Genomic DNA, 20,901 nt, shown 5'->3' with positions numbered 1-20,901 from the left:
GTAAATGGTTCGGCGGAACCGTTGAAGACATCAGAAAATTGGCAACCAAAAACAAAAACAAAATTTTTTAAGTAAACAATGAGAAAGGCAAAACCAAAGAAAAGACAGATCCTTCCGGATCCTGTTTTCGGTGATGTAAAGGTTACAAAGTTTGTTAACCACTTGATGTACGATGGTAAAAAATCGACTGCGTTCGATATTTTCTATACAGCATTAGAAATTGTAAAGAAAAAATTACCAAACGAAGAAAAGTCTGCTCTTGAGATATGGAAAGCAGCATTAGATAATGTAACTCCGCAAGTAGAAGTGAAGTCTCGCCGTGTAGGTGGTGCAACATTTCAGGTTCCTACCGAAATTCGCCCTGACCGCAAAGAATCAATCTGTATGAAAAATCTTATCCTGTATGCTCGCAAGAGAGGCGGGAAGACTATGGCCGATAAATTAGGCGCTGAAATTACAGATGCATTCAATGGCCAAGGAGGCGCATATAAAAGAAAAGAGGATATGCACAAAATGGCTGAGGCTAACCGTGCTTTCGCTCATTTCAGATTTTAACAAAAAGGAAAGAGCTATAAACCGATGGCAAAAATTATCGACAATTTAAGAAATACAAGAAATATAGGCATCATGGCTCACATTGATGCCGGTAAAACCACTACCTCCGAACGTATTTTGTTCTACACAGGTCTTACTCATAAGATCGGTGAGGTACATGATGGCGCTGCCACTATGGACTGGATGGAGCAAGAACAGGAGCGTGGTATCACTATCACATCTGCTGCTACTACAGCGAGCTGGAAATATAATAATGAGGTATTTAAAATTAACCTTATAGATACTCCCGGACACGTTGACTTTACAGTAGAGGTAGAACGCTCGCTTCGTATCCTTGACGGAGCTATCGCTGCTTACGATGCAGTAAGTGGGGTAGAGCCTCAATCGGAAACAGTGTGGCGTCAGGCTGACAAATACGATGTGCCTCGTATGTGTTATGTGAACAAGATGGACCGTTCAGGTGCAGACTTTTTTGAAGTAGTTCGCCAGATAAAAGAAATGCTGAACGGAAATCCATGTCCGGTACAGATACCTATCGGTGCAGAAGAAAACTTCAAAGGAATCGTCGACTTAGTGAAAATGAAGGCGATGTACTGGCACGACGAAACTATGGGTGCTGACTACGAACTGGATGAAATTCCGGCAGAGTACTTGGCTGAAGCTCAGGAGTGGAGAGAAAAAATGCTGGAAAAAGCTGCTGAATGTGATGAAACATTGATGGAGAAATTCTTCGATGATCCTTCTTCTATTACTGAAGACGAAATACTTGCAGCGCTTCGTATCGGAACTCTTTCTATGCAGATCAACCCGATGTTTTGCGGTTCTTCATTTAAGAACAAAGGTGTACAACCATTATTGGACGGCGTATGTAAATTCCTTCCTAGCCCTATCGATACATTAGCTATCGAAGGAACAGATCCTAGAAACGGAAATACAATCGTACGTCACCCTAGTCCGGACGAACCTATGTGTGCCTTAGCGTTTAAGATCGCTACTGACCCGTTTGTAGGACGTTTGTGTTTCTTCCGTGTATATTCAGGAGAGTTGGCTGCCGGTTCTTATGTATATAATACCCGTTCTGAGAAGAAAGAACGTATTTCCCGTCTGTTCCAGATGCACTCAAACAAACAAAATCCTAAGGATGTGATTGGTTGTGGTGATATAGGCGCAGGTGTAGGATTTAAAGATATCCGTACAGGTGATACATTGTGTGATGAAAATAATCCGATTGTTCTGGAGTCTATGGACTTCCCTGAACCGGTTATCGGAATCGCAATCGAACCTATCACTCAAAAAGATGTGGATAAGCTTTCTAATGGTCTTGCTAAGCTGTCAGAAGAGGATCCGACATTCCGTGTGCATACAGATGAAGACTCAGGTCAGACAATCATCGAAGGTATGGGTGAGCTTCACTTGGAAATTATCATTGACCGTCTGAAACGTGAGTTCAAGGTGGAATGTAACCAGGGACGTCCACAGGTATCCTATAAAGAAGCAATCTCCCAGACAGTGGAACTTCGCGAAGTTTATAAGAAACAATCGGGAGGTCGTGGTAAGTTTGCCGATATTATTGTTAAAGTTGGTCCTACAGATGCAGGATTCGAAGGTGAACTACAATTCATCGATGAAGTGAAGGGTGGTAACGTTCCTAAAGAATTTATCCCTTCTGTACAGAAAGGATTTGCTGCTGCAATGAAGAATGGTGTACTTGCAGGATATGCGCTTGATAAACTGAAAGTGGTGCTTGTAGATGGTTCATACCATACAGTGGACTCTGACCAGTTGTCATTCGAACTTGCTGCTAAGTTTGCATTCAAAAATGCTTGTGAGAAAGCAAGTCCGGTATTGCAGGAGCCTATTATGAAACTGGAAGTTGTTACTCCGGAAGAAAGCATGGGTGATGTAATTTCCGACCTGAACAAACGTCGCGGACAAGTGGAAGGTATGGAATCGAGCCGTTCGGGTGCGCGTATTGTGAAAGCAAAAGTGCCTTTGGCAGAAATGTTTGGTTATGTAACATCGTTGAGAACAATTACATCAGGTAGAGCAACATCAGCAATGACATTCTCTCACTACGAGGTAGTATCTCCATCGATTGCACGCCAGGTATTAACCGATGTTAAAGGACGTGTCGATCTAATTAAATAATAAAATACAGGCTGCGGTTAGTAAATGACTCTTAATCGCAGTCTGAATCTATTTTATATAATAAATTTTTGAATAACTAATTAAAAACAGACAATGAGTCAAAAAATTAGAATTAAACTAAAATCTTACGATTACATGCTGGTAGACAAGTCTGCCGAGAAAATCGTTAAAACAGTAAAAGCAACAGGTGCAGTAGTAAGCGGTCCAATTCCGTTGCCAACACACAAACGTATCTTTACTGTAAACCGTTCAACTTTCGTTAACAAGAAGTCTCGCGAGCAATTCGAACTATCTTCTTATAAAAGATTGATCGACATCTACAGCTCTACAGCTAAAACAGTAGATGCGCTAATGAAACTTGAGTTGCCAAGTGGTGTTGAAGTTGAAATCAAAGTTTGATGAATTTTTATACTAGTTTAAATAAATAATTAAGAGAAATGCCAGGATTATTAGGAAAAAAAATCGGAATGACATCCGTTTTCAGTGCCGAGGGAAAAAATATTCCATGCACTGTTATCGAAGTGGGTCCTTGTGTTGTTACTCAGGTAAAAACAGTTGAGAAAGACGGTTACGAAGCTTTACAGCTAGGGTTTGTTGAAAAGAAAGACAAGCACACAGCTAAGCCACAAGCCGGACATTTCAAAAAAGCTGGAGTAGCACCTCAAAGACACTTGGCCGAGTTCAAAGGAATTGAAGGTCGCAAACTAGGCGATGTACTTACTGTAGACTTCTTAGAAGATGCACAGTATGTAGATGTTATCGGAACATCGAAAGGTAAAGGGTTCCAGGGGGTTGTTAAACGCCACAATTTCGGTGGGGTAGGACAAGCTACTTTGGGACAACACAACCGTCTTCGTGCTCCGGGTTCTATCGGTGCTTGTTCTTACCCTGCGAAGGTATTTAAGGGAACAAGAATGGGCGGACAAATGGGTAATGTACGCACAACTGTCCAAAACCTTGAAGTAATTAAAGTGATTCCGGAACACAATCTTTTGTTGATTAAAGGCTCTGTACCGGGAAGTAAAGGTTCAATCGTAATAATTGAGAAATAATGGAACTGAGTGTATTAGATAAAAACGGTAAAGATACCGGTAAAAAAGTAGCGTTGAATGATGCTATTTATGGAATTGAACCTAACGAACACGTTCTTTGGTTAGATGTGAAACAATACCTGGCAAACCAACGTCAGGGAACTCACAAATCTAAAGAAAGAAGTGAAATGTCGGGAAGTACACGCAAATTGATCCGCCAGAAAGGTGGAGGTGGTGCACGTCGTGGTGATATCAACTCTCCGGTATTGGTTGGAGGTGCCCGTGTATTCGGTCCAAAACCAAGAGATTACAGCTTCAAATTAAATAAGAAAGTAAAGCAGCTTGCACGTAAATCTGCTCTTGCTACCAAAGCAAAAGGAAACCAGATCGTAATAGTTGAAGACTTCTCTTTCGATGCACCGAAAACAAAGGATTTCGTAGCATTGACTAAAAATTTGCAAGTGGCTGATAAAAAGATACTTCTAGTTTTGCCAGACCAAAATAAAAATGTATATTTGTCGGCTCGTAATTTAGAAAGAGTAAAAGTTGTAAAAGCTTCTGATTTAAATACTTACTCAATACTTAACTGTTCAAGTCTGGTATTGGCTGAGTCATCGGTTGCTGTTATAGATAACCTTTTAAAAGCATAAGGAGGATACTATGGGAATTATAATTAAACCAATATTAACAGAAAAACAAACTGCGATTTCGGAAAAATTCCCGAATCGTTATGGTTTTCGTGTTGCTCCAGATGCAAACAAAGTGGAGATTAAGAAAGCGATAGAAGAACTTTACGGCGTAACGGTTGAGTCAGTGAACACAATCAAATACGACGGAAAACGTAAAAGCCGCTACACTAAAGCTGGTGTAATCAGTGGTAAAACTTCAGCTTTCAAGAAAGCGATAATCACCCTTAAACAAGGTGAGAGTATAGACTTTTTTAGTAATATCTAAATAAAAAATGGCAGTACGTAAATTAAAGCCCACAACACCGGGGCAAAGACACAAAATTATTGGTACATTCGAAGAAATCACTGCAAGTGTACCAGAAAAATCCCTTGTAGTCGGTAAAAAAGCGTCAGGTGGCCGTAACAACCAAGGAAAGATGACAATGCGTTATCTTGGTGGTGGTCACAAAAGACAATTGAGGCTAATCGACTTCAAGAGAACAAAAGACGGAATACCAGCCACTGTAAAATCGATAGAATACGATCCGAACCGTTCGGCTCGTATCGCATTGTTATATTACGCTGACGGAGCAAAAACATATATTCTGGCTCCTCAGGGATTGGTAGTAGGTCAGACAGTGATGTCAGGAGCCGAAGCTGCTCCTGAAGTTGGAAATACATTGCCACTGGCAAAGATTCCAATTGGTACAGTTATTCATAACATTGAATTACGTCCCGGACAAGGAGCTAAAATGGTTCGTTCGGCAGGTGGATTTGCACAGTTGACTTCCCGCGAAGGAGACTATGCTATCATAAGAATGCCTTCGGGCGAAACACGCAAAATCCTATTGGCTTGTAAAGCTACTGTAGGTAGTGTAGGTAATTCAGATCATGCTCTTGAAAAATCAGGTAAAGCCGGACGCTCTCGCTGGCTTGGACGTCGCCCTCGCAACCGTGGTGTTGTAATGAACCCAGTCGATCACCCAATGGGTGGTGGTGAAGGTCGCGCTTCGGGAGGACACCCAAGATCACGTAAAGGATTGTATTCTAAGGGTCTTAAGACTAGAGCTCCTAAGAAACATTCTTCTAAGTACATAATCGAAAGAAGAAAGAAATAATAACCTGATTAATTAAGAAATTATGAGTCGTTCGTTAAAAAAAGGCCCGTATATTAATGTTAAGCTTGAGAAAAAAGTCTTGGCCATGAATGAGTCAGGTAAAAAAGCTGTAGTTAAGACATGGGCAAGGGCTTCAATGATCTCTCCTGACTTTGTAGGTCACACTATTGCTGTTCATAACGGAAACAAATTCATTCCGGTATATGTGACAGAAAATATGGTAGGACATAAATTAGGAGAATTCTCCCTCACACGTACATTCCGTGGACACGGAGGTAACAAGAAAAAATAATTGGAGCAGAAGCCAATAAATTAATTAAAAGAAAACATTAAAAATAATGGGTGCTAGAAAAAGAATAACAGCTGAAAAAAGAAAGGAAGCTCAAAAAACCATTTCTTTTGCCAAGTTGAACGATGTACCGACTTCACCACGCAAAATGCGCCTTGTGGCTGACATGATCCGTGGAATGGAGGCATTCAGAGCGCTTGGTGTATTGAAATACTCAAATAAAGAAGCTGCTGCCAGATTAGAAAAACTATTGCGTTCAGCTATCGCAAACTGGGAAGCTAAAAATGAACGTAAAGCAGAAAATGGTGAGCTATTTGTATCATTGATAAACGTAGATGGTGGCGCAATGCTGAAAAGAATGCGTCCTGCTCCACAGGGAAGAGGTTACAGAATACGTAAGCGTTCAAACCATGTGACCCTTCACGTAGATACACTAAATAAAGAAAATCAAAATTAATAGCAGATGGGACAAAAAGTAAATCCAATAGCAAATCGTTTAGGAATCATCAGAGGATGGGACTCTAACTGGTATGGAGGCAAAAATTACGGCAACACACTGTTGGAAGACAGCAAAATCCGTAAATATCTGAATGCCCGTCTAGCTAAAGCCAGTGTATCGCGTATCGTTATCGAAAGAACACTAAAACTTGTAACTATTACAGTTTGTACAGCACGTCCGGGTATCATTATCGGTAAAGGTGGACAGGAAGTAGACAAACTGAAAGAAGAGTTGAAGAAAATTACAGATAAAGATATTCAAATCAATATTTTCGAAATCAAAAAACCTGAACTGGATGCAGTTATCGTAGCTAACAATGTAGCACGTCAGGTGGAAGGCAAAATCGCTTACCGCCGTGCTATCAAGATGGCTATCGCTTCTACAATCAGAATGGGTGCCGAAGGTATCAAAATACAGATATCGGGCCGTTTGAACGGAGCGGAAATGGCTCGTTCAGAAATGTATAAAGAAGGACGTACTCCACTTCATACATTCCGTGCCGATATTGACTATGCACATGCCGAAGCATTGACAAAAGTTGGTTTGATAGGTATCAAAGTATGGATTTGCCGTGGAGAAGTTTACGGCAAGAAAGACCTTGCACCTTCATTTGTTGCGTCTAAAGATGGTGGCCACTCTAACAACAGAGGTGGTGGTGACCGTCGTAACGACAGAGGCGACAGAGAACAGGGAAAAGGTTTCAAGAGAAATAAGAGAAAGTAATTAAAAAAACGTTTGAAGTAAAATGTTACAACCGAAGAAAACAAAATTCAGAAGACAGCAAAAAGGTCGTATGAAAGGTAATGCTCAGAGAGGGCATGAACTGGCTTTCGGTTCGTTTGGCATCAAAACCCTGGAGAACAAATGGATCACAGGGCGCCAGATAGAAGCGGCCCGTATTGCAGTAACTCGTTACATGCAGCGTCAAGGACAAGTTTGGGTTAGAATTTTCCCTGACAAACCAATCACTAAGAAACCTGCCGAAGTCCGTATGGGTAAAGGTAAGGGATCTCCTGAAGGGTTCGTTGCACCGGTTACACCTGGTAGAATACTATTCGAAATCGAAGGAGTATCTTATGATGTGGCAAAAGAAGCATTGCGCCTTGCAGCACAAAAGCTTCCTGTGACTACTAAATTTATAGTTCGCAGAGATTATGACTTAACTCAAAACGCTTAAGAAGTATGAAAATTGCAGAAGTAAGAGAACTTTCGGACAAAGAATTGAAAGAAAGATTAGATGCTGAAAAAATAGCATTAAACCAATTGGTGTTAAACCACAGTGTATCTCCATTGGATGCTCCGACTAAGATTAAAGAAAAACGTCGCGATATCGCACGTTTCTTAACAGAGATCCGCCACAGAGAACTAAAAAATAAATAAGAGCTGATGGAAACGAGAAATTTAAGAAAAGAAAGATTCGGGGTCGTTTTCAGCAACAAGATGGATAAAACCATCACAGTAGCTGTAAAATGGAAAGAAAAACACCCTATTTATGGAAAATTCGTTAACAAAACGAAGAAATATCATGCTCACGACGAAAAGAACGAGTGTAACATCGGCGACACAGTACGCATTATGGAAACTCGTCCGTTGAGTAAAACTAAAAGATGGAGATTAATCGAAATAATCGAAAGGGCTAAATAATTATGATACAACAAGAATCAAGACTAGTAGTTACTGATAACAGTGGAGCTAGAGAATGCTTATGTATCCGCGTATTAGGCGGTACAAGAAGACGTTATGCGTCTGTAGGGGATGTGATTGTGGTTGCTATCAAGAATGTAATCCCTTCGAGTGATATTAAGAAAGGTGCTGTAACAAAAGCTATCATCGTGCGTACTAAAAAAGAAATCCGCCGTGTAGACGGTTCTTATATCCGCTTCGATGACAATGCTTGTGTATTGCTAAACGCAGCAGGTGAAATCAGAGGAAGCCGTATTTTCGGACCAGTTGCCCGCGAACTTCGCGCAACTAATATGAAAATCGTTTCGTTGGCACCAGAGGTACTATAATCCATAAAACTAAAAAAGCAATGAGTAAATTACATATCAAAAAAGGCGATATAGTTTATGTGAATACCGGTGTCGACAAAGGTAAAACCGGCCGCGTACTGAAAGTGTTGGTTGAAAAGAACCGCGCTATCGTTGAAGGCCTGAACATGGTATCCAAATCTACTAAGCCTAACGCTAAAAGTCCTCAGGGAGGAATAGAGAAAAAAGAAGCTGCTATTCATATCTCAAACCTTAACGTAGTAGACCCTAAATCGGGAAAACCTACACGTATTGGTCGTAAAGAAGTGAATGGAAAGCTAGTACGTTACGCTAAAAAATCAGGGGAGGAAATTAAATAATGAGCAATACAACAACTCTTAGAACAGATTATAAAGACCGTATTGTAGCTTCTTTGATGAAAGAATTCGGTTATAAATCATCGATGCAGGTTCCTGTATTGAAGAAAATAGTAATCAACCAAGGTCTTGGTATAGCAGTTGCCGATAAGAAAATAATCGAAACAGCGATTAACGAAATTACAACTATCACCGGACAAAAAGCAGTAGCGACATACTCTAAGAAAGATATCTCAAACTTCAAGTTGCGTAAGAAAATGCCTATCGGTGTGATGGTTACACTGCGCCACGACAGAATGTATGAGTTTCTTGAAAGACTTGTACGTGTAGCATTGCCTCGTATCCGCGACTTCAAAGGTATCGAAAGCAAGCTTGACGGAAGAGGAAATTATACATTAGGTATCCAGGAGCAAATCATCTTCCCTGAAATTAATATCGACAATATTAGTCGTATTTTGGGAATGAATATTACCTTTGTAACTTCCGCGAAAACGGATGAAGAAGGGTATGCCCTGCTGAGAGAGTTCGGATTACCATTTAAGAACGCAAAAAAAGAATTGATATAAGATGGCAAAAGAATCAATGAAAGCTCGTGAGGTAAAAAGAGCTAAGATGGTTGCTAAATATGCAGCTAAGAGAGCGCAACTCAAAGCCGAAGGCGATTACGAAGCGCTGCAAGCTCTACCTAAGAATGCTTCACCAGTACGCCTGCATAACCGTTGCAGCCTTACAGGTCGTCCGAAAGGCTTTATCCGCCAGTTCGGAATTTCCCGTATCCAATTCAGGGAAATGGCTTCTAAAGGTTTGATACCGGGAGTGAAAAAAGCAAGTTGGTAAAAAGACAAAGAATGATAAATGAAGAATTATGAATTGATGCGTTCATTCTTCATTTTTCACTCTTTTATTATAAAAACAGTTTTTAAATATTGTCCCGACAGTCGGGATTAATTTAAATCAATTTAATCATGACAGATCCAATAGCAGATTATTTGACGCGTGTAAGAAACGCCATCATGGCTGGACACAGAGTTGTAGAAATTCCGGCGTCAAATTTGAAAAAAGAGATTACAAAAATTCTCTTGGAAAAAGGCTACATTCTTAACTATAAGTTTGTAGAAGAAGGACCTCAAGGCTCTATCAAAATAGCTTTGAAATACGATCCTGTAAATAAAGTGAACGCGATTAAGAAATTAATCCGTGTTTCGTCTCCAGGTCTTCGTAAATATGTAGGGTATAAAGATTTGCCTCGTGTCCTTAACGGACTGGGTATAGCTGTAGTATCTACCTCAAAAGGAGTGATGACAGACAAAGAAGCTCGCGAGCTGAAAGTTGGCGGCGAAGTAATGTGTTATGTTTATTAATTAAGGGGAGGATAGTAAAGTTATGTCAAGAATAGGAAAATTACCCATAAATCTTCCGGCCGGAGTAAATATTACTGTTGGCAAGGATAATTTAGTTACAGTAAAAGGACCAAAAGGAGAACTATCGCAAGAAGTTAATCCGGATATCAAAGTCTCTGTTGAAAATGGTGTGTTGTCAGTAACACGTCCATCTGATGAAAAAGCTCACCGTTCTTTACATGGATTGTACAGATCGTTGATCAACAACATGATTGTTGGAGTTTCTGAAGGATATCGCAAAGAATTGGAATTAGTAGGGGTTGGTTACCGTGCTTCAAACAACGGTCAGATCTTGGAACTTTCATTAGGTTATACTCACAATATCTTTTTGATGTTGCCAAAAGAAGTAAACCTTGAAACAAAATCTGAGAGAAACAAGAATCCGCTAATCATTTTAGAATCTTGTGATAAACAACTGATCGGTCAGGTTTGCTCGAAAATTCGCTCATTCCGTAAACCGGAACCTTATAAAGGTAAAGGTATACGCTTTGTCGGTGAAGTTATCCGTCGCAAGTCTGGTAAAACCGCAGGTAAATAAATCATAAACTGTAGTAATCATGGTAACAAAGACAGATAAAAGAAATAAAATAAAATTACGCGTACGCGGAAAGATCTCAGGAACTACCGAACGTCCGCGTCTGACAGTGTTCAGAAGCAACAAGCAAATATATGCGCAAGTTATCGACGATCTTACAGGTAAGACTTTGGCAGCGGCTTCGTCTCTCAAAATAACAGACAAAGCTCCTAAAAAAGAAATAGCTGCGAAAGTTGGCGAACTAATTGCTAAGAATGCTCAGGAAGCTGGTGTAACAACTGTGGTATTTGACCGTAACGGTTACCTGTACCATGGTAGAATTAAAGAATTGGCAGATGCTGCCCGTAACGGTGGACTTAAATTTTAATAGACATGGCAGGAGTTAACAATAGAGTAAAATCGACCAACGATATCGAATTAAAAGACAGGCTAGTTGCGATCAACCGTGTTACTAAAGTAACAAAAGGGGGACGTACATTCAGTTTCGCTGCTATCGTAGTGGTAGGAAATGAAGATGGTATAGTAGGCTGGGGTCTTGGTAAAGCTGGTGAAGTAACGACAGCTATAGCTAAAGGAGTTGAAGCTGCTAAGAAAAACCTTATCAAAGTTCCGGTACTTAAAGGAACAGTACCTCACGAGCAAGTTGCCCGTTTTGGAGGTTCTGAAGTACTTATTCGCCCGGCTGCTCCCGGTACAGGGGTGAAAGCAGGAGGTGCGATGCGCGCCGTACTTGAGAGCGTAGGTGTAACAGACGTATTGGCTAAATCGAAAGGTTCGTCAAACCCTCACAACCTTGTGAAGGCTACTATCGAAGCTTTAGGAGAGCTGAGAGATGCATACACTGTAGCTCAGAACAGAGGTATTTCTATGGAAAAAGTGTTTAAAGGTTAATTTGCAAAGAAACTTATTATGGCAAAGATTAAAGTTAAACAAGTTAAGAGCAGAATCAAGTGTCCGAAAGACCAAAAGTTAACTTTAGACGCTCTTGGGCTGAAAAAGTTGAACCGTGTAGTAGAACACGAAGATACACCTGCTATCAGAGGAATGATCAACAAAGTACACCATTTGGTTACTATTGTAGAGTAATTTAGTTTATAAGATAAAAAATATAAAAATATGAGTTTATCAAATTTGAGACCTGCTGAAGGATCAACTAAAACCGGAAAAAGAATCGGACGTGGTACGGGTTCAGGATTAGGTGGCACTTCCACAAGAGGTCATAAAGGAGCTAAGTCCAGATCAGGTTATTCTAAGAAGATCGGATTTGAAGGAGGGCAGATGCCTATCCAACGCCGTTTGCCTAAATTCGGATTTAAAAACATAAACCGAGTAGAATACAAAGCCATCAACCTGGATGTATTGCAACGTTTGGCAGAAACTAAGAAGCTTGCTAAAATCGATATTCAGACATTGATCGATGCAGGTTTTATTTCTTCCAATCAATTAGTGAAAATATTAGGAAACGGAGCCATCACTACAAAGGTAGATGTTGAAGCTCACGCTTTCTCAAAAACAGCAGAGGCTGCAATTCAAGCAATAGGTGGAACAGTAACTAAACTGAAGTAAGATGGGATTAGTAAAAACACTGGAAAATATATGGAAGATTGAGGATCTTAGAAAAAGACTCATGATTACCTTCTTTTTCGTGGTGATCTATCGCTTCGGAGTTCATATCGTTCTGCCAGGAGTAGACCCGGAAGCTCTTAATGCCCTTCAGGCTAAGACTTCAGGGGGTATTCTGGACATATTGAACATGTTCTCGGGAGGTGCATTTGCTAATGCATCAATTTTTGCGTTGGGTATTATGCCTTATATCTCCGCTTCTATCGTTATGCAGTTGTTGGGTATGGCTGTGCCATATTTCCAAAAGCTACAGCGCGAAGGAGAAAGCGGGCGTACCAAAATGAACCAGTACACACGTTATCTGACAGTAGCCATACTTCTATTTCAAGGACCGGCATACCTGTTAGGTGCGCTGGGTGCGGCAGCTCCTACTTCATGGGAATTTCTTATTCCTTCAACCATTATTTTGGCCGGAGGTAGTATGTTTGTTCTTTGGTTAGGAGAGCGTATCACAGATAAAGGTATCGGAAACGGAGTCTCTTTCATCATTTTGGTGGGTATTATAGCCCGTCTGCCACATGCGCTTATCGGTGAATTTTCTTCACGTCTGGCAAGCCAGGGAGGTGGATTGGTAATGTTCCTTGCAGAGATTGTATTCTTATTGCTTATTATTTGCGGTGCAATTCTGTTGGTACAAGGTACACGCCGTATACCGGTACAATATGCAAAAAGAGTTGTAGGAAACAAACAATATGGTGGTGCACGTCAGTATATACCATTGAAGGTTAATGCTGCTAACGTGATGCCGATCATCTTTGCTCAGGCAATTATGTTTGTACCGATCTCTATTGCGGGATTCTCTACCGAAAAAGGCGGATTCTGGGGTTCTTTTATGGATCATACCAGTGTAGCATACAATGTTGTGTTTGCATTTCTTATTATTGCTTTCACATGGTTCTACACAGCTGTGACTATAAACCCTGTGCAGATGGCTGACGAACTGAAACGTAATAACGGATTTATACCCGGTATCAAGCCTGGGAAGAAAACAGCAGATTATATCGATTCTATCATGTCTCGTATAACATTCCCGGGATCATTGTTCCTGGCTATGGTTGCTATTCTTCCTGCGTTTGCCAGCTACTTTGGTGTGAGCCGTGAATTCTCACAATTCTTTGGAGGAACATCATTGTTGATTCTTGTTGGGGTTGTGTTGGATACATTACAGCAGATCGAAAGTCACTTGTTGATGAGACATTATGACGGTTTATTGAAATCGGGAAGAATCAAAGGTCGTTCTGGTTCAATTGCAGCATATTAAGGAGGTTATAAATGATATTTCTGAAAACAGACGAAGAGATCGAATTGATGCGCGAAGCCAATCGCCTTGTAGGTATGACCTTGGGCGAAATGGCAAAGCATATAAAACCGGGGGTTACTCCGGCTCAATTAGATAAAATTGCAAAAGAATTTATACAGGATCATGGAGCCAGACCTTCTTTCTTGGGATATAAGGGTGCTCCGGGCGCTGTGGATTTTCCGGGTGCAATTTGTGCTTCAGTTAATGAACAGGTTGTGCATGGATTTCCAACAGACTATGTTCTTAAAGACGGTGATATTATTTCTGTCGATTGTGGTACAGAGAAAAACGGATTTTGCGGTGATTCAGCCTATACATTTTGTGTAGGAGAAGTAGCAGAAGACGTGAAGGCTTTGCTTAGGGCAACGAAAGAGGCTCTTTATAAAGGAATAGAAAAGGCTGTAGATGGTAATCGCATAGGCGATATCGGTGATGCCGTTCAGACATATTGTGAGAAGCGTGGTTATTCGGTCGTTCGCGAACTGGTAGGACATGGTATAGGACGTAAGATGCATGAAGCGCCTGAAGTTCCTAACTATGGCAGACGGGGTACAGGTCCCTTACTCAAAAAAGGGATGTGTATAGCAATAGAGCCGATGATTAACATGGGAAGCAAAAATGTTGTTTTCGAAAGCGATGGTTGGACTATCAGAACCCGTGATCGTAAACCCTCGGCCCACTTCGAGCATACTGTGGCTATTCGTCAGGGTAAAGCTGATATTTTATCTACATTTGAATTTGTAGAAGCTGTTTTAGGAAATAACGCAATTTAAAAACCTTTTATTATATATATGGCTAAACAGGCAGCAATAGAACAAGACGGAGTGATCGTAGAAGCACTATCGAACGCAATGTTTCGTGTCGAACTTGAAAACGGACATGAAATAACAGCGCACATCTCAGGAAAGATGCGTATGCACTATATCAAAATACTTCCGGGAGATAGAGTACGTGTGGAAATGTCACCCTATGATTTATCAAAAGGACGGATTTCATTCAGATACAAATAAAAAACAAACATATGAAAGTAAGAGCATCATTGAAGAAGCGTACTGCTGATTGCAAAATTGTCAGAAGAAAAGGACGCTTATACGTTATTAACAAAAAAAATCCTAAGTACAAACAACGTCAGGGATAATTTATTAATTTTGCAAATTAATCGAAAAAATATATGGCAATAAGAATAGTTGGTGTCGATTTACCACAAAATAAAAGAGGCGAGATAGCCTTGACATACATTTATGGTATCGGACGTAGTTCTGCTAACAAAATCCTTGCTGAAGCAGGAATAGACAAAGATGTCAAAGTAAAAGACTGGAATGATGATCAGGCAGGTAAAGTGCGTGAAATTATCGCTGCCCAGTTTAAAGTAGAAGGGGACTTGCGTTCGGAAGTACAGCTCAATATCAAGCGATTGATGGATATAGGCTGTTACAGAGGTATCCGTCACCGTATCGGTCTACCTTTGAGAGGTCAGAGTACTAAAAATAATGCCCGTACACGTAAGGGTAGAAAGAAAACTGTTGCTAACAAGAAAAAAGCTACAAAATAATTAATTTGATATGGCAAAGAAAACAGTCGCAGCGAAAAAGAGAAACGTTAAAGTGGATGCTACAGGACAAGCTCATGTGCATTCTTCTTTCAACAATATCATTATTTCGATTACAAACAGCGATGGCCAGGTAATCAGCTGGTCTTCGGCAGGGAAAATGGGTTTCAGAAGTTCAAAGAAGAACACCCCGTACGCAGCTCAAATGGCAGCATCAGATTGTGCTAAAGTTGCATTTGACTTAGGATTGAGAAAAGTAAAAGTGTATGTAAAAGGACCGGGCAACGGACGTGAGTCTGCTATCCGTACTATCCATGCAGCAGGAATAGAAGTAACAGAAATCGTTGACGTTACTCCGCTTCCTCACAACGGATGCCGTCCTCCAAAACACAGAAGAGTTTAATCAAAATTTTAAATTTGGAACTTAAATTGTGATTTTGATTGCAAGTTTACCCTCTCTGTAATCGCGGCTGCACAATTTCAGCTTTCATCAATTATTAATTAGAAAAGAAATGGCAAGATATACTGGACCAAAATCAAAAATCGCCCGTAAATTCGGAGAGCCAATATTCGGACCTGACAAAGTTCTTTCTAAAAAGAACTATCCTCCCGGACAACACGGGAACGGAAGGAAGAAAAAATCGTCGGAGTACGGTATTCAATTGCGTGAAAAGCAAAAAGCAAAATACACATATGGTGTGCTTGAAAGACAATTCCGTAATATGTTTGACAAAGCGCTTTCATCACGTGGTATCACAGGTGAAGTGTTGCTTCAAATGTTGGAATCAAGATTGGATAACATCGTTTTCCGTCTTGGAATAGCACCTACGAGAGCAGCTGCCCGTCAGCTTGTATCTCACCGCCACATTACAGTGGATGGCTCAGTCGTGAATATTCCGTCTTATACAATCAAGCCGGGACAATTGATCGCAGTTCGTGAGAAATCAAAATCTCTCGAAGTAGTAAGTGAAGCATTGTCTGGGTTTAACCATAGCAAATACCCTTGGATCGAATGGGATGCAGCATCTATGACAGGTAAGTTTCTTCACCTGCCTGAAAGAGCAGATATCCCTGAAAACATTAAAGAGCAGTTGATCGTAGAGTTGTATTCTAAAAATTAATTAAATTCATGGCTATATTAGCATTTCAAAAACCGGATAAAGTATTGATGTTAGAAGCGGACGATTTCTTCGGAAAATTCGAATTTCGTCCCTTAGAACCCGGATATGGTATTACCGTTGGTAATGCTTTACGCCGTATTCTGCTTTCATCTCTTGAAGGTTTTGCTATCACTTCTATAAAAATCGACGGTGTTGAACATGAATTTGCCACCGTACCGGGTGTTATAGAAGATGTTACAAATATCATTCTGAATCTGAAACAAGTACGTTTCAAGCAGATAGTAGAAGAGATCGAAAACGAGAAGGTGAGTATTACAGTCTCAGGTGCCGAAGTATTCAAAGCTGGAGATATTGGAAAGCATCTGTCAGGATTTGAAGTATTGAACCCTGACTTGGAAATCTGTCATTTAGACAAGAACGCAAGCTTCCAAATCGAATTGAATATTAACAAAGGCCGTGGATACGTACCTGCTGATGAAAATCGCAATCTGTCCGACGATGTTAATGTTATAGCTATTGATTCTATTTATACTCCCATCCGTAATGTAAAATATTCGATAGAAAACTATCGTGTAGAACAAAAAACGGACTATGAGAAACTTGTTATAGAAATAGCAACCGACGGATCTATTCATCCAAAGGATGCATTGAAAGAAGCTGCAAAGATTCTTATCCACCACTTTATGTTGTTCTCTGATGAGAAGATTCTCCTTGAACAAAGCGAAGTAGATGGAAACGAAGAATTCGATGAAGAAATTCTGCATATGCGTCAGCTGCTTAAGACTAAGTTATCTGATATGAACCTTTCGGTTCGTGCTCTTAACTGTTTGAAGTCGGCAGAGGTAGAAACACTGGGTGAATTAGTGCAATTCAATAAGAATGACCTTCTTAAATTCAGAAACTTTGGTAAGAAATCACTTACCGAGCTTGATGAACTATTGGATAGCCTGAGCCTGTCTTTCGGTATGGATATTTCTAAATATAAATTAGATAAAGATTAGTAAGCGACATGAGACATAATAAAAAATTTAATCATTTAGGGCGTACCAGCTCACACAGAAATGCCATGCTGGCTAATATGTGTGTATCTTTGATCATGAGCCCTAATAAACGTATCTTTACGACCGTGGCCAAAGCGAAGGCTTTGAAGAAGGTTATAGAGCCGATGATTACAAAATCGAAAGAAGATACAACACATTCGAGACGTCTGGTTTTCCAGGATCTTAAGATAAACAGCAATCAGACTAAGGCTGCCATAACTGAGTTGTTCCAGAACATATCTCAGAAAGTAGCTGATCGCCCGGGAGGATACACCCGTATCATCAAAACAGGTAACCGTTTGGGTGATAATGCATCTATGTGTTTTATCGAATTGGTAGACTATAACGAAAATATGTTGAAGGAGAAGAAAGCTGCATCGAAAGGTAGAACCCGTAGATCTAAGAAGGCTGCGGACCAACCTGAAACTGCTGCTAAAGGCGCTGCGGCTCCTAAAGCGAAAGCTAAAGATGTAGTTGCTCCTGAAGCACCGGTTGTGGAAGAAGTGGAAGCATTAGAAGCTGCTCCGGGATCTTTGCCTGTAGTAGATGAAGTGGCTCCTGAGGCTCCTGCTGCAGAAGAGAAGCCAAAGACTGAAGAATAAGAGGTTATACTCTTGTTTAATATAATAAAAAAAGTATCCTGGATTCAGGATACTTTTTTTTGCTTAATAAAAGCTAGCTCTTCTGTCGAACTATTGTTTTCAGAACATCACATCAGTAGCGAATGTGAATGTGAAGCCATGTAGTTTGTAAAAAAACTCTGTGTAAGGTTGGGAAGTCTGTCTATTCGCTAGTAGGTATTTTTACTACTCTACAATTATAAGATGGCTAAATATGTAAAACGTTGCATAACGAATTTTAAAAAAATGAATAAATATTGCAATTTTTCAATGATAACCATATAATGTGTTTATAATCAAATAATTGTGCATTATAAAAAATAATCATTTTATTGAAAATTTTACCGAAATACTTTCTCCGCTTTCATCAACAGCTATCAAATGGTGCTCTCCCTTAGCCGGACTATACTCCATTTTATGGAACCCTTTAGTTTCTCCGATATATTGTCCATCCAGATGCCAGAATACCCGGTTTTGCGGAGAACGGTGAGCCAGTTCGAAAACCAACTGGCCGGGAGTGCCATCCAATTGCTTCGGTAAGCTAATGATTGCATTCGGGAAAGGATAGATAAACTCCATCAGCCTTATGTCAGAATCTTCTCTGCACTCGGGTGAATACGGAGGCAACGGACGGTATGCCGGGTGTTGCTCTTTGTAATACCATTCCCACGACGGAGGCAGTATAAACCATGAAGTATGGATAATGCCCCTTTTACCTGCGCATTCGTCATATACCTGATACTTCATATCTTCGGATAAATGTACTAGCTTGTGATAAGGGCAAACCGCGCCGTTCAGCCCTTTTTTGCTTACCCATACCGTATCAGTCTCTGTATCGGGACAGTTCACACTTTTCAGGCAGCCGCTTTCGTGGCATATTTCGACTCTTACAAGATCATTCTCCGGTCTGGCAAACCAACGGCTTTGCGGCAGGACATTGAATATGTCGAACATCACCATACCTGCTGTGCGCGCACCTGTAAGTCCCGGACGGCCTTCTCCGTCAGAGTTTCCCACCCATACCCCTACAACGTATTTGGGGCTGATACCTACTGCCCATCCATCGCGGAAACCAAAACTGGTTCCCGTTTTCCATGCTATTTTCTGTATAGAAGGGATAGAGCGCCAGTCTATCTCCTCGGGGCGATTTACGTTTGTCAGAGCTTCGAAGGTTTGCCAGATAGCTCCTGCCGAGAATAATGGAGCAGGGATTCGATCTCCCTTTTCGTTATTATTCTCATTAAAAATATATGAGGGCTGCTTCATATCATAATACCGGCCCTCTTGATTGTATGTATTGAGTTGTTGAGCCATTTGAAGATATATGGTACTGATGTCCCATAACTTGCCTTCTGCACCCCCTAAAATAAGCGACAGGCCATAGTTGTCGGCAGTGCGGTTGAGTGTAGTCATTCCTGCCCGTTTTAGGAGGTTGTAGAATTTAGGGACACTATATTTGCGCAGCGAAACAACAAACGGTACATTGAGCGAGCGGGCAAGCGCTTCAGAAGCATGTGTAGCTCCGTCGTATTGCAGGCTGAAATTCTTCGGAGCAAAGCCATTCAGGTTGATAGGTACATCGGGTAGTAGCTGGTCGGGTAGTAATTCGCCTTCCTGTAGCATCGCACAATATAGAAATGGTTTCAGTATACTTCCTGTACTGCGTGGCGCCTGTATCACATCTACCTGATTAGCCGACGTGCTTTTTTCGAAGTCTACATTGCCGCAATAGGCCACCACCTCATTCTTTTCTACGTCGAAGACTATGGCAGCTATATTCTTTATCCCGTTTTGTGAAAATTCGGCATTCCATCGGCTGAGAACAGACTCCATACGTTCCTGCTGCGATTTATCTATAGTGGCAGTTATATGCTTCCCTCCCTGTTCTTTATACAGGCGGGTAACAAGGTGCGGCGCTACCTGTGGCAGGGGATGTGGCTGGAAGGGCAGGGGTTCGGATGCCGCCAGCTCGTAATCCACCTTATCCAGTATCTCCCGTTGGTACAATAGCTCCAACAGCCTGTTTCTTTTAGTAAGCAATTTGTCTCTGTTCTTACCAAAGTGCATCAGGGTAGGAGAGTTGGGCAGTACTGCAAGGGTGGCTGCTTCTGCCCAGGACAAAGTCGCCGCCTGATGTCCGAAGTATCGCCACGACGCAGCTTCTATACCTACTACATTTCCACCCATAGGAGCATGTGAGGCGTACAGGTTAAGTATTTCGTCTTTCGAATAAGAGAATTCGAGGCGGGTGGCCAGGATCATCTCAATGAATTTTTCGCCGAAGGTTCGGCTTTCTTTACGCGAGAGGCGGATAGTTTGCATGGTAATAGTACTGGCTCCGCTTACAATCCGTCCGCTACTGATGTTTTGTTTTATAGCACGGGCCAGAGCTAATGGATTTACGCCCCAGTGGCGGTTGAAATGTCTGTCTTCAAATTCTATCAGACAGGTCTTGTATTTATCAGGTATGGAGTCGGAAGTGGGGAAGCGCCATTGCTGATCGTTGGCGATACGCGCGCCTAGCAACTCTCCGTGTCTGTCGGAAACTACTGTGCTGTATGGTACATGGAATAGTGGTGATGGCAGACAGAATATATACCATACAAGTAAGACAAGGCACAGAGGAATACCGATTTGGTATTTCTTCTTTGCTCCCTTGTATCCTTCCCATTGGCGAATAAGGAAAGATTTTATAATTCGTAGGTATTGTGTTACCATTTTTCTTTTCTACTTACTTGTTAAAACTTGACAAACTTGACAACTTTTGCATTGTTTTCATTATTTCCTTTGTAGGGAGTGAATTGAAAATTCAAAAAGGTAACAAAAGTTACACTTTTTAATAATTTTTTATTTGTTGTTTTTACTTTATTCTCGTCCATTTGCATTGTAAATCCGATGAACCGAAATATTTGTAAGTAATGCATAACAACACGGAATTGCGCTTACATGAAATCCAAAACCTGACAAACTTGACACATATTGCATATTTTTACTATTGTAACTTTTTCTCTTCCGGCTTTAATATAAGCCGGTTATAATATATAGATAAAGTTATAAT

General features: G+C 40.8%; 33 protein-coding genes. 32 read left to right on the top strand and 1 reads right to left on the bottom strand.

The features are described 5' to 3' along the window. The first annotated feature begins 78 nt into the window (after positions 1 to 78). The 32 genes from rpsG (at position 79) to rplQ (ending at position 17,825) form a co-directional block, all read left to right on the top strand. Positions 79 to 555 (top strand): 30S ribosomal protein S7, encoded by a 477-nt coding sequence (rpsG, locus tag HMPREF9455_RS13480; protein WP_006800264.1) that lies wholly within the window; start codon positions 79 to 81, stop codon positions 553 to 555. Positions 556 to 579: 24 nt separating this feature from the next. Further along, complete coding sequence (gene fusA / locus HMPREF9455_RS13475; RefSeq protein ID WP_006800263.1) at positions 580 to 2,703, top strand: elongation factor G; 2,124 nt, start codon at positions 580 to 582, stop codon at positions 2,701 to 2,703. A 93-nt stretch (positions 2,704 to 2,796) separates the two neighbouring features. After that, positions 2,797 to 3,102 carry a 30S ribosomal protein S10 gene (gene rpsJ / locus HMPREF9455_RS13470; RefSeq protein WP_006800262.1) on the top strand — a complete coding sequence of 102 codons (306 nt, stop codon included), beginning with the start codon at positions 2,797 to 2,799 and terminating at the stop codon, positions 3,100 to 3,102. 38 nt (positions 3,103 to 3,140) lie between these two features. Then, on the top strand, positions 3,141 to 3,755 hold the full coding sequence (gene rplC, locus HMPREF9455_RS13465) for a 50S ribosomal protein L3 (protein WP_006800261.1): 615 nt from the start codon (positions 3,141 to 3,143) through the stop codon (positions 3,753 to 3,755). Continuing rightward, the gene (rplD, locus tag HMPREF9455_RS13460) at positions 3,755 to 4,384 is read left to right on the top strand and encodes a 50S ribosomal protein L4 (protein ID WP_006800260.1); all 630 of its coding nucleotides are present in this window, start codon (positions 3,755 to 3,757) and stop codon (positions 4,382 to 4,384) included. The genes rplC and rplD overlap by 1 nt, the downstream gene beginning before the upstream one ends. 10 nt (positions 4,385 to 4,394) lie before the next feature. Beyond that, positions 4,395 to 4,688, top strand: a complete 294-nt coding sequence (gene rplW, locus HMPREF9455_RS13455) for a 50S ribosomal protein L23 (protein WP_006800259.1) — start codon at positions 4,395 to 4,397, stop codon at positions 4,686 to 4,688. A 7-nt stretch (positions 4,689 to 4,695) separates the two neighbouring features. Next, positions 4,696 to 5,520, top strand: coding sequence for a 50S ribosomal protein L2 (rplB, locus tag HMPREF9455_RS13450; protein ID WP_006800258.1), 825 nt, complete (start codon positions 4,696 to 4,698; stop codon positions 5,518 to 5,520). 22 nt (positions 5,521 to 5,542) lie between these two features. Further along, a complete protein-coding gene (rpsS, locus tag HMPREF9455_RS13445) occupies positions 5,543 to 5,812 on the top strand; it encodes a 30S ribosomal protein S19 (protein ID WP_006800257.1) in 270 nt (89 codons plus the stop codon). A 46-nt stretch (positions 5,813 to 5,858) separates the two neighbouring features. Next, positions 5,859 to 6,266, top strand: coding sequence for a 50S ribosomal protein L22 (gene rplV / locus HMPREF9455_RS13440; protein ID WP_006800256.1), 408 nt, complete (start codon positions 5,859 to 5,861; stop codon positions 6,264 to 6,266). Positions 6,267 to 6,272: 6 nt separating this feature from the next. Further along, positions 6,273 to 7,031 (top strand): 30S ribosomal protein S3, encoded by a 759-nt coding sequence (gene rpsC / locus HMPREF9455_RS13435; protein ID WP_006800255.1) that lies wholly within the window; start codon positions 6,273 to 6,275, stop codon positions 7,029 to 7,031. Positions 7,032 to 7,053: 22 nt separating this feature from the next. Beyond that, positions 7,054 to 7,485 (top strand): 50S ribosomal protein L16, encoded by a 432-nt coding sequence (rplP, locus tag HMPREF9455_RS13430; protein ID WP_006800254.1) that lies wholly within the window; start codon positions 7,054 to 7,056, stop codon positions 7,483 to 7,485. Positions 7,486 to 7,490: 5 nt separating this feature from the next. Beyond that, complete coding sequence (gene rpmC / locus HMPREF9455_RS13425) at positions 7,491 to 7,688, top strand: 50S ribosomal protein L29 (protein WP_006800253.1); 198 nt, start codon at positions 7,491 to 7,493, stop codon at positions 7,686 to 7,688. Between the two features lie 6 nt (positions 7,689 to 7,694). After that, on the top strand, positions 7,695 to 7,952 hold the full coding sequence (gene rpsQ, locus HMPREF9455_RS13420; RefSeq protein ID WP_006800252.1) for a 30S ribosomal protein S17: 258 nt from the start codon (positions 7,695 to 7,697) through the stop codon (positions 7,950 to 7,952). Positions 7,953 to 7,954: 2 nt separating this feature from the next. Then, positions 7,955 to 8,320: a 50S ribosomal protein L14 gene (gene rplN, locus HMPREF9455_RS13415; RefSeq protein WP_006800251.1), complete on the top strand. Its 366-nt coding sequence runs from the start codon at positions 7,955 to 7,957 to the stop codon at positions 8,318 to 8,320. 20 nt (positions 8,321 to 8,340) lie between these two features. Further along, on the top strand, positions 8,341 to 8,658 hold the full coding sequence (rplX, locus tag HMPREF9455_RS13410; RefSeq protein WP_006800250.1) for a 50S ribosomal protein L24: 318 nt from the start codon (positions 8,341 to 8,343) through the stop codon (positions 8,656 to 8,658). Then, positions 8,658 to 9,221: a 50S ribosomal protein L5 gene (rplE, locus tag HMPREF9455_RS13405; protein ID WP_006800249.1), complete on the top strand. Its 564-nt coding sequence runs from the start codon at positions 8,658 to 8,660 to the stop codon at positions 9,219 to 9,221. Before rplX ends, rplE begins: the two co-directional genes overlap by 1 nt. 1 nt (position 9,222) lies before the next feature. Continuing rightward, entirely contained in the window at positions 9,223 to 9,492 is a 270-nt protein-coding gene (gene rpsN / locus HMPREF9455_RS13400; RefSeq protein ID WP_044216278.1) for a 30S ribosomal protein S14, read from the top strand. Between the two features lie 128 nt (positions 9,493 to 9,620). Next, positions 9,621 to 10,016 (top strand): 30S ribosomal protein S8, encoded by a 396-nt coding sequence (rpsH, locus tag HMPREF9455_RS13395; protein WP_006800247.1) that lies wholly within the window; start codon positions 9,621 to 9,623, stop codon positions 10,014 to 10,016. A gap of 22 nt (positions 10,017 to 10,038) precedes the next feature. Further along, the gene (gene rplF / locus HMPREF9455_RS13390; protein ID WP_006800246.1) at positions 10,039 to 10,593 is read left to right on the top strand and encodes a 50S ribosomal protein L6; all 555 of its coding nucleotides are present in this window, start codon (positions 10,039 to 10,041) and stop codon (positions 10,591 to 10,593) included. 19 nt (positions 10,594 to 10,612) lie between these two features. After that, complete coding sequence (gene rplR, locus HMPREF9455_RS13385) at positions 10,613 to 10,957, top strand: 50S ribosomal protein L18 (RefSeq protein ID WP_006800245.1); 345 nt, start codon at positions 10,613 to 10,615, stop codon at positions 10,955 to 10,957. 5 nt (positions 10,958 to 10,962) lie between these two features. Next, complete coding sequence (rpsE, locus tag HMPREF9455_RS13380) at positions 10,963 to 11,481, top strand: 30S ribosomal protein S5 (RefSeq protein WP_006800244.1); 519 nt, start codon at positions 10,963 to 10,965, stop codon at positions 11,479 to 11,481. 18 nt (positions 11,482 to 11,499) lie between these two features. Continuing rightward, positions 11,500 to 11,676: a 50S ribosomal protein L30 gene (rpmD, locus tag HMPREF9455_RS13375; protein ID WP_006800243.1), complete on the top strand. Its 177-nt coding sequence runs from the start codon at positions 11,500 to 11,502 to the stop codon at positions 11,674 to 11,676. 30 nt (positions 11,677 to 11,706) lie between these two features. Continuing rightward, positions 11,707 to 12,156 carry a 50S ribosomal protein L15 gene (rplO, locus tag HMPREF9455_RS13370; protein WP_006800242.1) on the top strand — a complete coding sequence of 150 codons (450 nt, stop codon included), beginning with the start codon at positions 11,707 to 11,709 and terminating at the stop codon, positions 12,154 to 12,156. Position 12,157: 1 nt separating this feature from the next. After that, the gene (secY, locus tag HMPREF9455_RS13365) at positions 12,158 to 13,474 is read left to right on the top strand and encodes a preprotein translocase subunit SecY (protein ID WP_006800241.1); all 1,317 of its coding nucleotides are present in this window, start codon (positions 12,158 to 12,160) and stop codon (positions 13,472 to 13,474) included. Positions 13,475 to 13,485: 11 nt separating this feature from the next. Next, the gene (gene map / locus HMPREF9455_RS13360; protein WP_006800240.1) at positions 13,486 to 14,286 is read left to right on the top strand and encodes a type I methionyl aminopeptidase; all 801 of its coding nucleotides are present in this window, start codon (positions 13,486 to 13,488) and stop codon (positions 14,284 to 14,286) included. An 18-nt stretch (positions 14,287 to 14,304) separates the two neighbouring features. Then, positions 14,305 to 14,523: a translation initiation factor IF-1 gene (gene infA, locus HMPREF9455_RS13355; protein ID WP_006800239.1), complete on the top strand. Its 219-nt coding sequence runs from the start codon at positions 14,305 to 14,307 to the stop codon at positions 14,521 to 14,523. Positions 14,524 to 14,534: 11 nt separating this feature from the next. Beyond that, positions 14,535 to 14,651 carry a type B 50S ribosomal protein L36 gene (gene ykgO / locus HMPREF9455_RS21100; RefSeq protein ID WP_006800238.1) on the top strand — a complete coding sequence of 39 codons (117 nt, stop codon included), beginning with the start codon at positions 14,535 to 14,537 and terminating at the stop codon, positions 14,649 to 14,651. Between the two features lie 33 nt (positions 14,652 to 14,684). Beyond that, positions 14,685 to 15,065 carry a 30S ribosomal protein S13 gene (gene rpsM, locus HMPREF9455_RS13350; RefSeq protein WP_006800237.1) on the top strand — a complete coding sequence of 127 codons (381 nt, stop codon included), beginning with the start codon at positions 14,685 to 14,687 and terminating at the stop codon, positions 15,063 to 15,065. Positions 15,066 to 15,075: 10 nt separating this feature from the next. Beyond that, complete coding sequence (gene rpsK, locus HMPREF9455_RS13345) at positions 15,076 to 15,465, top strand: 30S ribosomal protein S11 (protein ID WP_006800236.1); 390 nt, start codon at positions 15,076 to 15,078, stop codon at positions 15,463 to 15,465. A 109-nt stretch (positions 15,466 to 15,574) separates the two neighbouring features. Further along, positions 15,575 to 16,183, top strand: a complete 609-nt coding sequence (gene rpsD, locus HMPREF9455_RS13340; protein ID WP_006800235.1) for a 30S ribosomal protein S4 — start codon at positions 15,575 to 15,577, stop codon at positions 16,181 to 16,183. Positions 16,184 to 16,191: 8 nt separating this feature from the next. Further along, entirely contained in the window at positions 16,192 to 17,184 is a 993-nt protein-coding gene (locus tag HMPREF9455_RS13335; RefSeq protein WP_006800234.1) for a DNA-directed RNA polymerase subunit alpha, read from the top strand. Positions 17,185 to 17,192: 8 nt separating this feature from the next. Further along, positions 17,193 to 17,825 carry a 50S ribosomal protein L17 gene (gene rplQ / locus HMPREF9455_RS13330; RefSeq protein WP_006800233.1) on the top strand — a complete coding sequence of 211 codons (633 nt, stop codon included), beginning with the start codon at positions 17,193 to 17,195 and terminating at the stop codon, positions 17,823 to 17,825. Between the two features lie 342 nt (positions 17,826 to 18,167). Here the strand turns inward: rplQ and pbpC are convergent, their stop codons facing one another. Next, entirely contained in the window at positions 18,168 to 20,561 is a 2,394-nt protein-coding gene (gene pbpC / locus HMPREF9455_RS13325) for a penicillin-binding protein 1C (protein WP_006800232.1), read from the bottom strand. Positions 20,562 to 20,901 lie beyond the last annotated feature (340 nt).

Origin of the sequence: Dysgonomonas gadei ATCC BAA-286, assembly GCF_000213555.1 — a bacterium.
GTDB classification, from domain to species: domain Bacteria; phylum Bacteroidota; class Bacteroidia; order Bacteroidales; family Dysgonomonadaceae; genus Dysgonomonas; species Dysgonomonas gadei.
This window is presented reverse-complemented; position numbering and strand designations above follow the sequence as displayed.

What these genes read in the sequence shown, in the direction of transcription:
- fusA (WP_006800263.1), top strand. Translation starts at nt 580, where the DNA reads ATGGCAAAAATTATCGACAATTTAAGAAATACAAGAAATATAGGCATC.
- ykgO (WP_006800238.1), top strand. Translation starts at nt 14,535, where the DNA reads ATGAAAGTAAGAGCATCATTGAAGAAGCGTACTGCTGATTGCAAAATT.
- rplQ (WP_006800233.1), top strand. Translation starts at nt 17,193, where the DNA reads ATGAGACATAATAAAAAATTTAATCATTTAGGGCGTACCAGCTCACAC.
- rpsJ (WP_006800262.1), top strand. Translation starts at nt 2,797, where the DNA reads ATGAGTCAAAAAATTAGAATTAAACTAAAATCTTACGATTACATGCTG.
- rplN (WP_006800251.1), top strand. Translation starts at nt 7,955, where the DNA reads ATGATACAACAAGAATCAAGACTAGTAGTTACTGATAACAGTGGAGCT.
- HMPREF9455_RS13335 (WP_006800234.1), top strand. Translation starts at nt 16,192, where the DNA reads ATGGCTATATTAGCATTTCAAAAACCGGATAAAGTATTGATGTTAGAA.
- pbpC (WP_006800232.1), bottom strand. Translation starts at nt 20,561, where the DNA reads ATGGTAACACAATACCTACGAATTATAAAATCTTTCCTTATTCGCCAA.
- rplX (WP_006800250.1), top strand. Translation starts at nt 8,341, where the DNA reads ATGAGTAAATTACATATCAAAAAAGGCGATATAGTTTATGTGAATACC.
- rpsD (WP_006800235.1), top strand. Translation starts at nt 15,575, where the DNA reads ATGGCAAGATATACTGGACCAAAATCAAAAATCGCCCGTAAATTCGGA.
- rpsS (WP_006800257.1), top strand. Translation starts at nt 5,543, where the DNA reads ATGAGTCGTTCGTTAAAAAAAGGCCCGTATATTAATGTTAAGCTTGAG.
- rpmC (WP_006800253.1), top strand. Translation starts at nt 7,491, where the DNA reads ATGAAAATTGCAGAAGTAAGAGAACTTTCGGACAAAGAATTGAAAGAA.
- rpsK (WP_006800236.1), top strand. Translation starts at nt 15,076, where the DNA reads ATGGCAAAGAAAACAGTCGCAGCGAAAAAGAGAAACGTTAAAGTGGAT.
- rpmD (WP_006800243.1), top strand. Translation starts at nt 11,500, where the DNA reads ATGGCAAAGATTAAAGTTAAACAAGTTAAGAGCAGAATCAAGTGTCCG.
- rplB (WP_006800258.1), top strand. Translation starts at nt 4,696, where the DNA reads ATGGCAGTACGTAAATTAAAGCCCACAACACCGGGGCAAAGACACAAA.
- secY (WP_006800241.1), top strand. Translation starts at nt 12,158, where the DNA reads ATGGGATTAGTAAAAACACTGGAAAATATATGGAAGATTGAGGATCTT.
- rplV (WP_006800256.1), top strand. Translation starts at nt 5,859, where the DNA reads ATGGGTGCTAGAAAAAGAATAACAGCTGAAAAAAGAAAGGAAGCTCAA.
- rpsC (WP_006800255.1), top strand. Translation starts at nt 6,273, where the DNA reads ATGGGACAAAAAGTAAATCCAATAGCAAATCGTTTAGGAATCATCAGA.
- infA (WP_006800239.1), top strand. Translation starts at nt 14,305, where the DNA reads ATGGCTAAACAGGCAGCAATAGAACAAGACGGAGTGATCGTAGAAGCA.
- map (WP_006800240.1), top strand. Translation starts at nt 13,486, where the DNA reads ATGATATTTCTGAAAACAGACGAAGAGATCGAATTGATGCGCGAAGCC.
- rplD (WP_006800260.1), top strand. Translation starts at nt 3,755, where the DNA reads ATGGAACTGAGTGTATTAGATAAAAACGGTAAAGATACCGGTAAAAAA.
- rpsH (WP_006800247.1), top strand. Translation starts at nt 9,621, where the DNA reads ATGACAGATCCAATAGCAGATTATTTGACGCGTGTAAGAAACGCCATC.
- rplR (WP_006800245.1), top strand. Translation starts at nt 10,613, where the DNA reads ATGGTAACAAAGACAGATAAAAGAAATAAAATAAAATTACGCGTACGC.
- rplE (WP_006800249.1), top strand. Translation starts at nt 8,658, where the DNA reads ATGAGCAATACAACAACTCTTAGAACAGATTATAAAGACCGTATTGTA.
- rplW (WP_006800259.1), top strand. Translation starts at nt 4,395, where the DNA reads ATGGGAATTATAATTAAACCAATATTAACAGAAAAACAAACTGCGATT.
- rplC (WP_006800261.1), top strand. Translation starts at nt 3,141, where the DNA reads ATGCCAGGATTATTAGGAAAAAAAATCGGAATGACATCCGTTTTCAGT.
- rpsM (WP_006800237.1), top strand. Translation starts at nt 14,685, where the DNA reads ATGGCAATAAGAATAGTTGGTGTCGATTTACCACAAAATAAAAGAGGC.
- rpsG (WP_006800264.1), top strand. Translation starts at nt 79, where the DNA reads ATGAGAAAGGCAAAACCAAAGAAAAGACAGATCCTTCCGGATCCTGTT.
- rpsE (WP_006800244.1), top strand. Translation starts at nt 10,963, where the DNA reads ATGGCAGGAGTTAACAATAGAGTAAAATCGACCAACGATATCGAATTA.
- rplO (WP_006800242.1), top strand. Translation starts at nt 11,707, where the DNA reads ATGAGTTTATCAAATTTGAGACCTGCTGAAGGATCAACTAAAACCGGA.
- rpsN (WP_044216278.1), top strand. Translation starts at nt 9,223, where the DNA reads ATGGCAAAAGAATCAATGAAAGCTCGTGAGGTAAAAAGAGCTAAGATG.
- rpsQ (WP_006800252.1), top strand. Translation starts at nt 7,695, where the DNA reads ATGGAAACGAGAAATTTAAGAAAAGAAAGATTCGGGGTCGTTTTCAGC.
- rplF (WP_006800246.1), top strand. Translation starts at nt 10,039, where the DNA reads ATGTCAAGAATAGGAAAATTACCCATAAATCTTCCGGCCGGAGTAAAT.
- rplP (WP_006800254.1), top strand. Translation starts at nt 7,054, where the DNA reads ATGTTACAACCGAAGAAAACAAAATTCAGAAGACAGCAAAAAGGTCGT.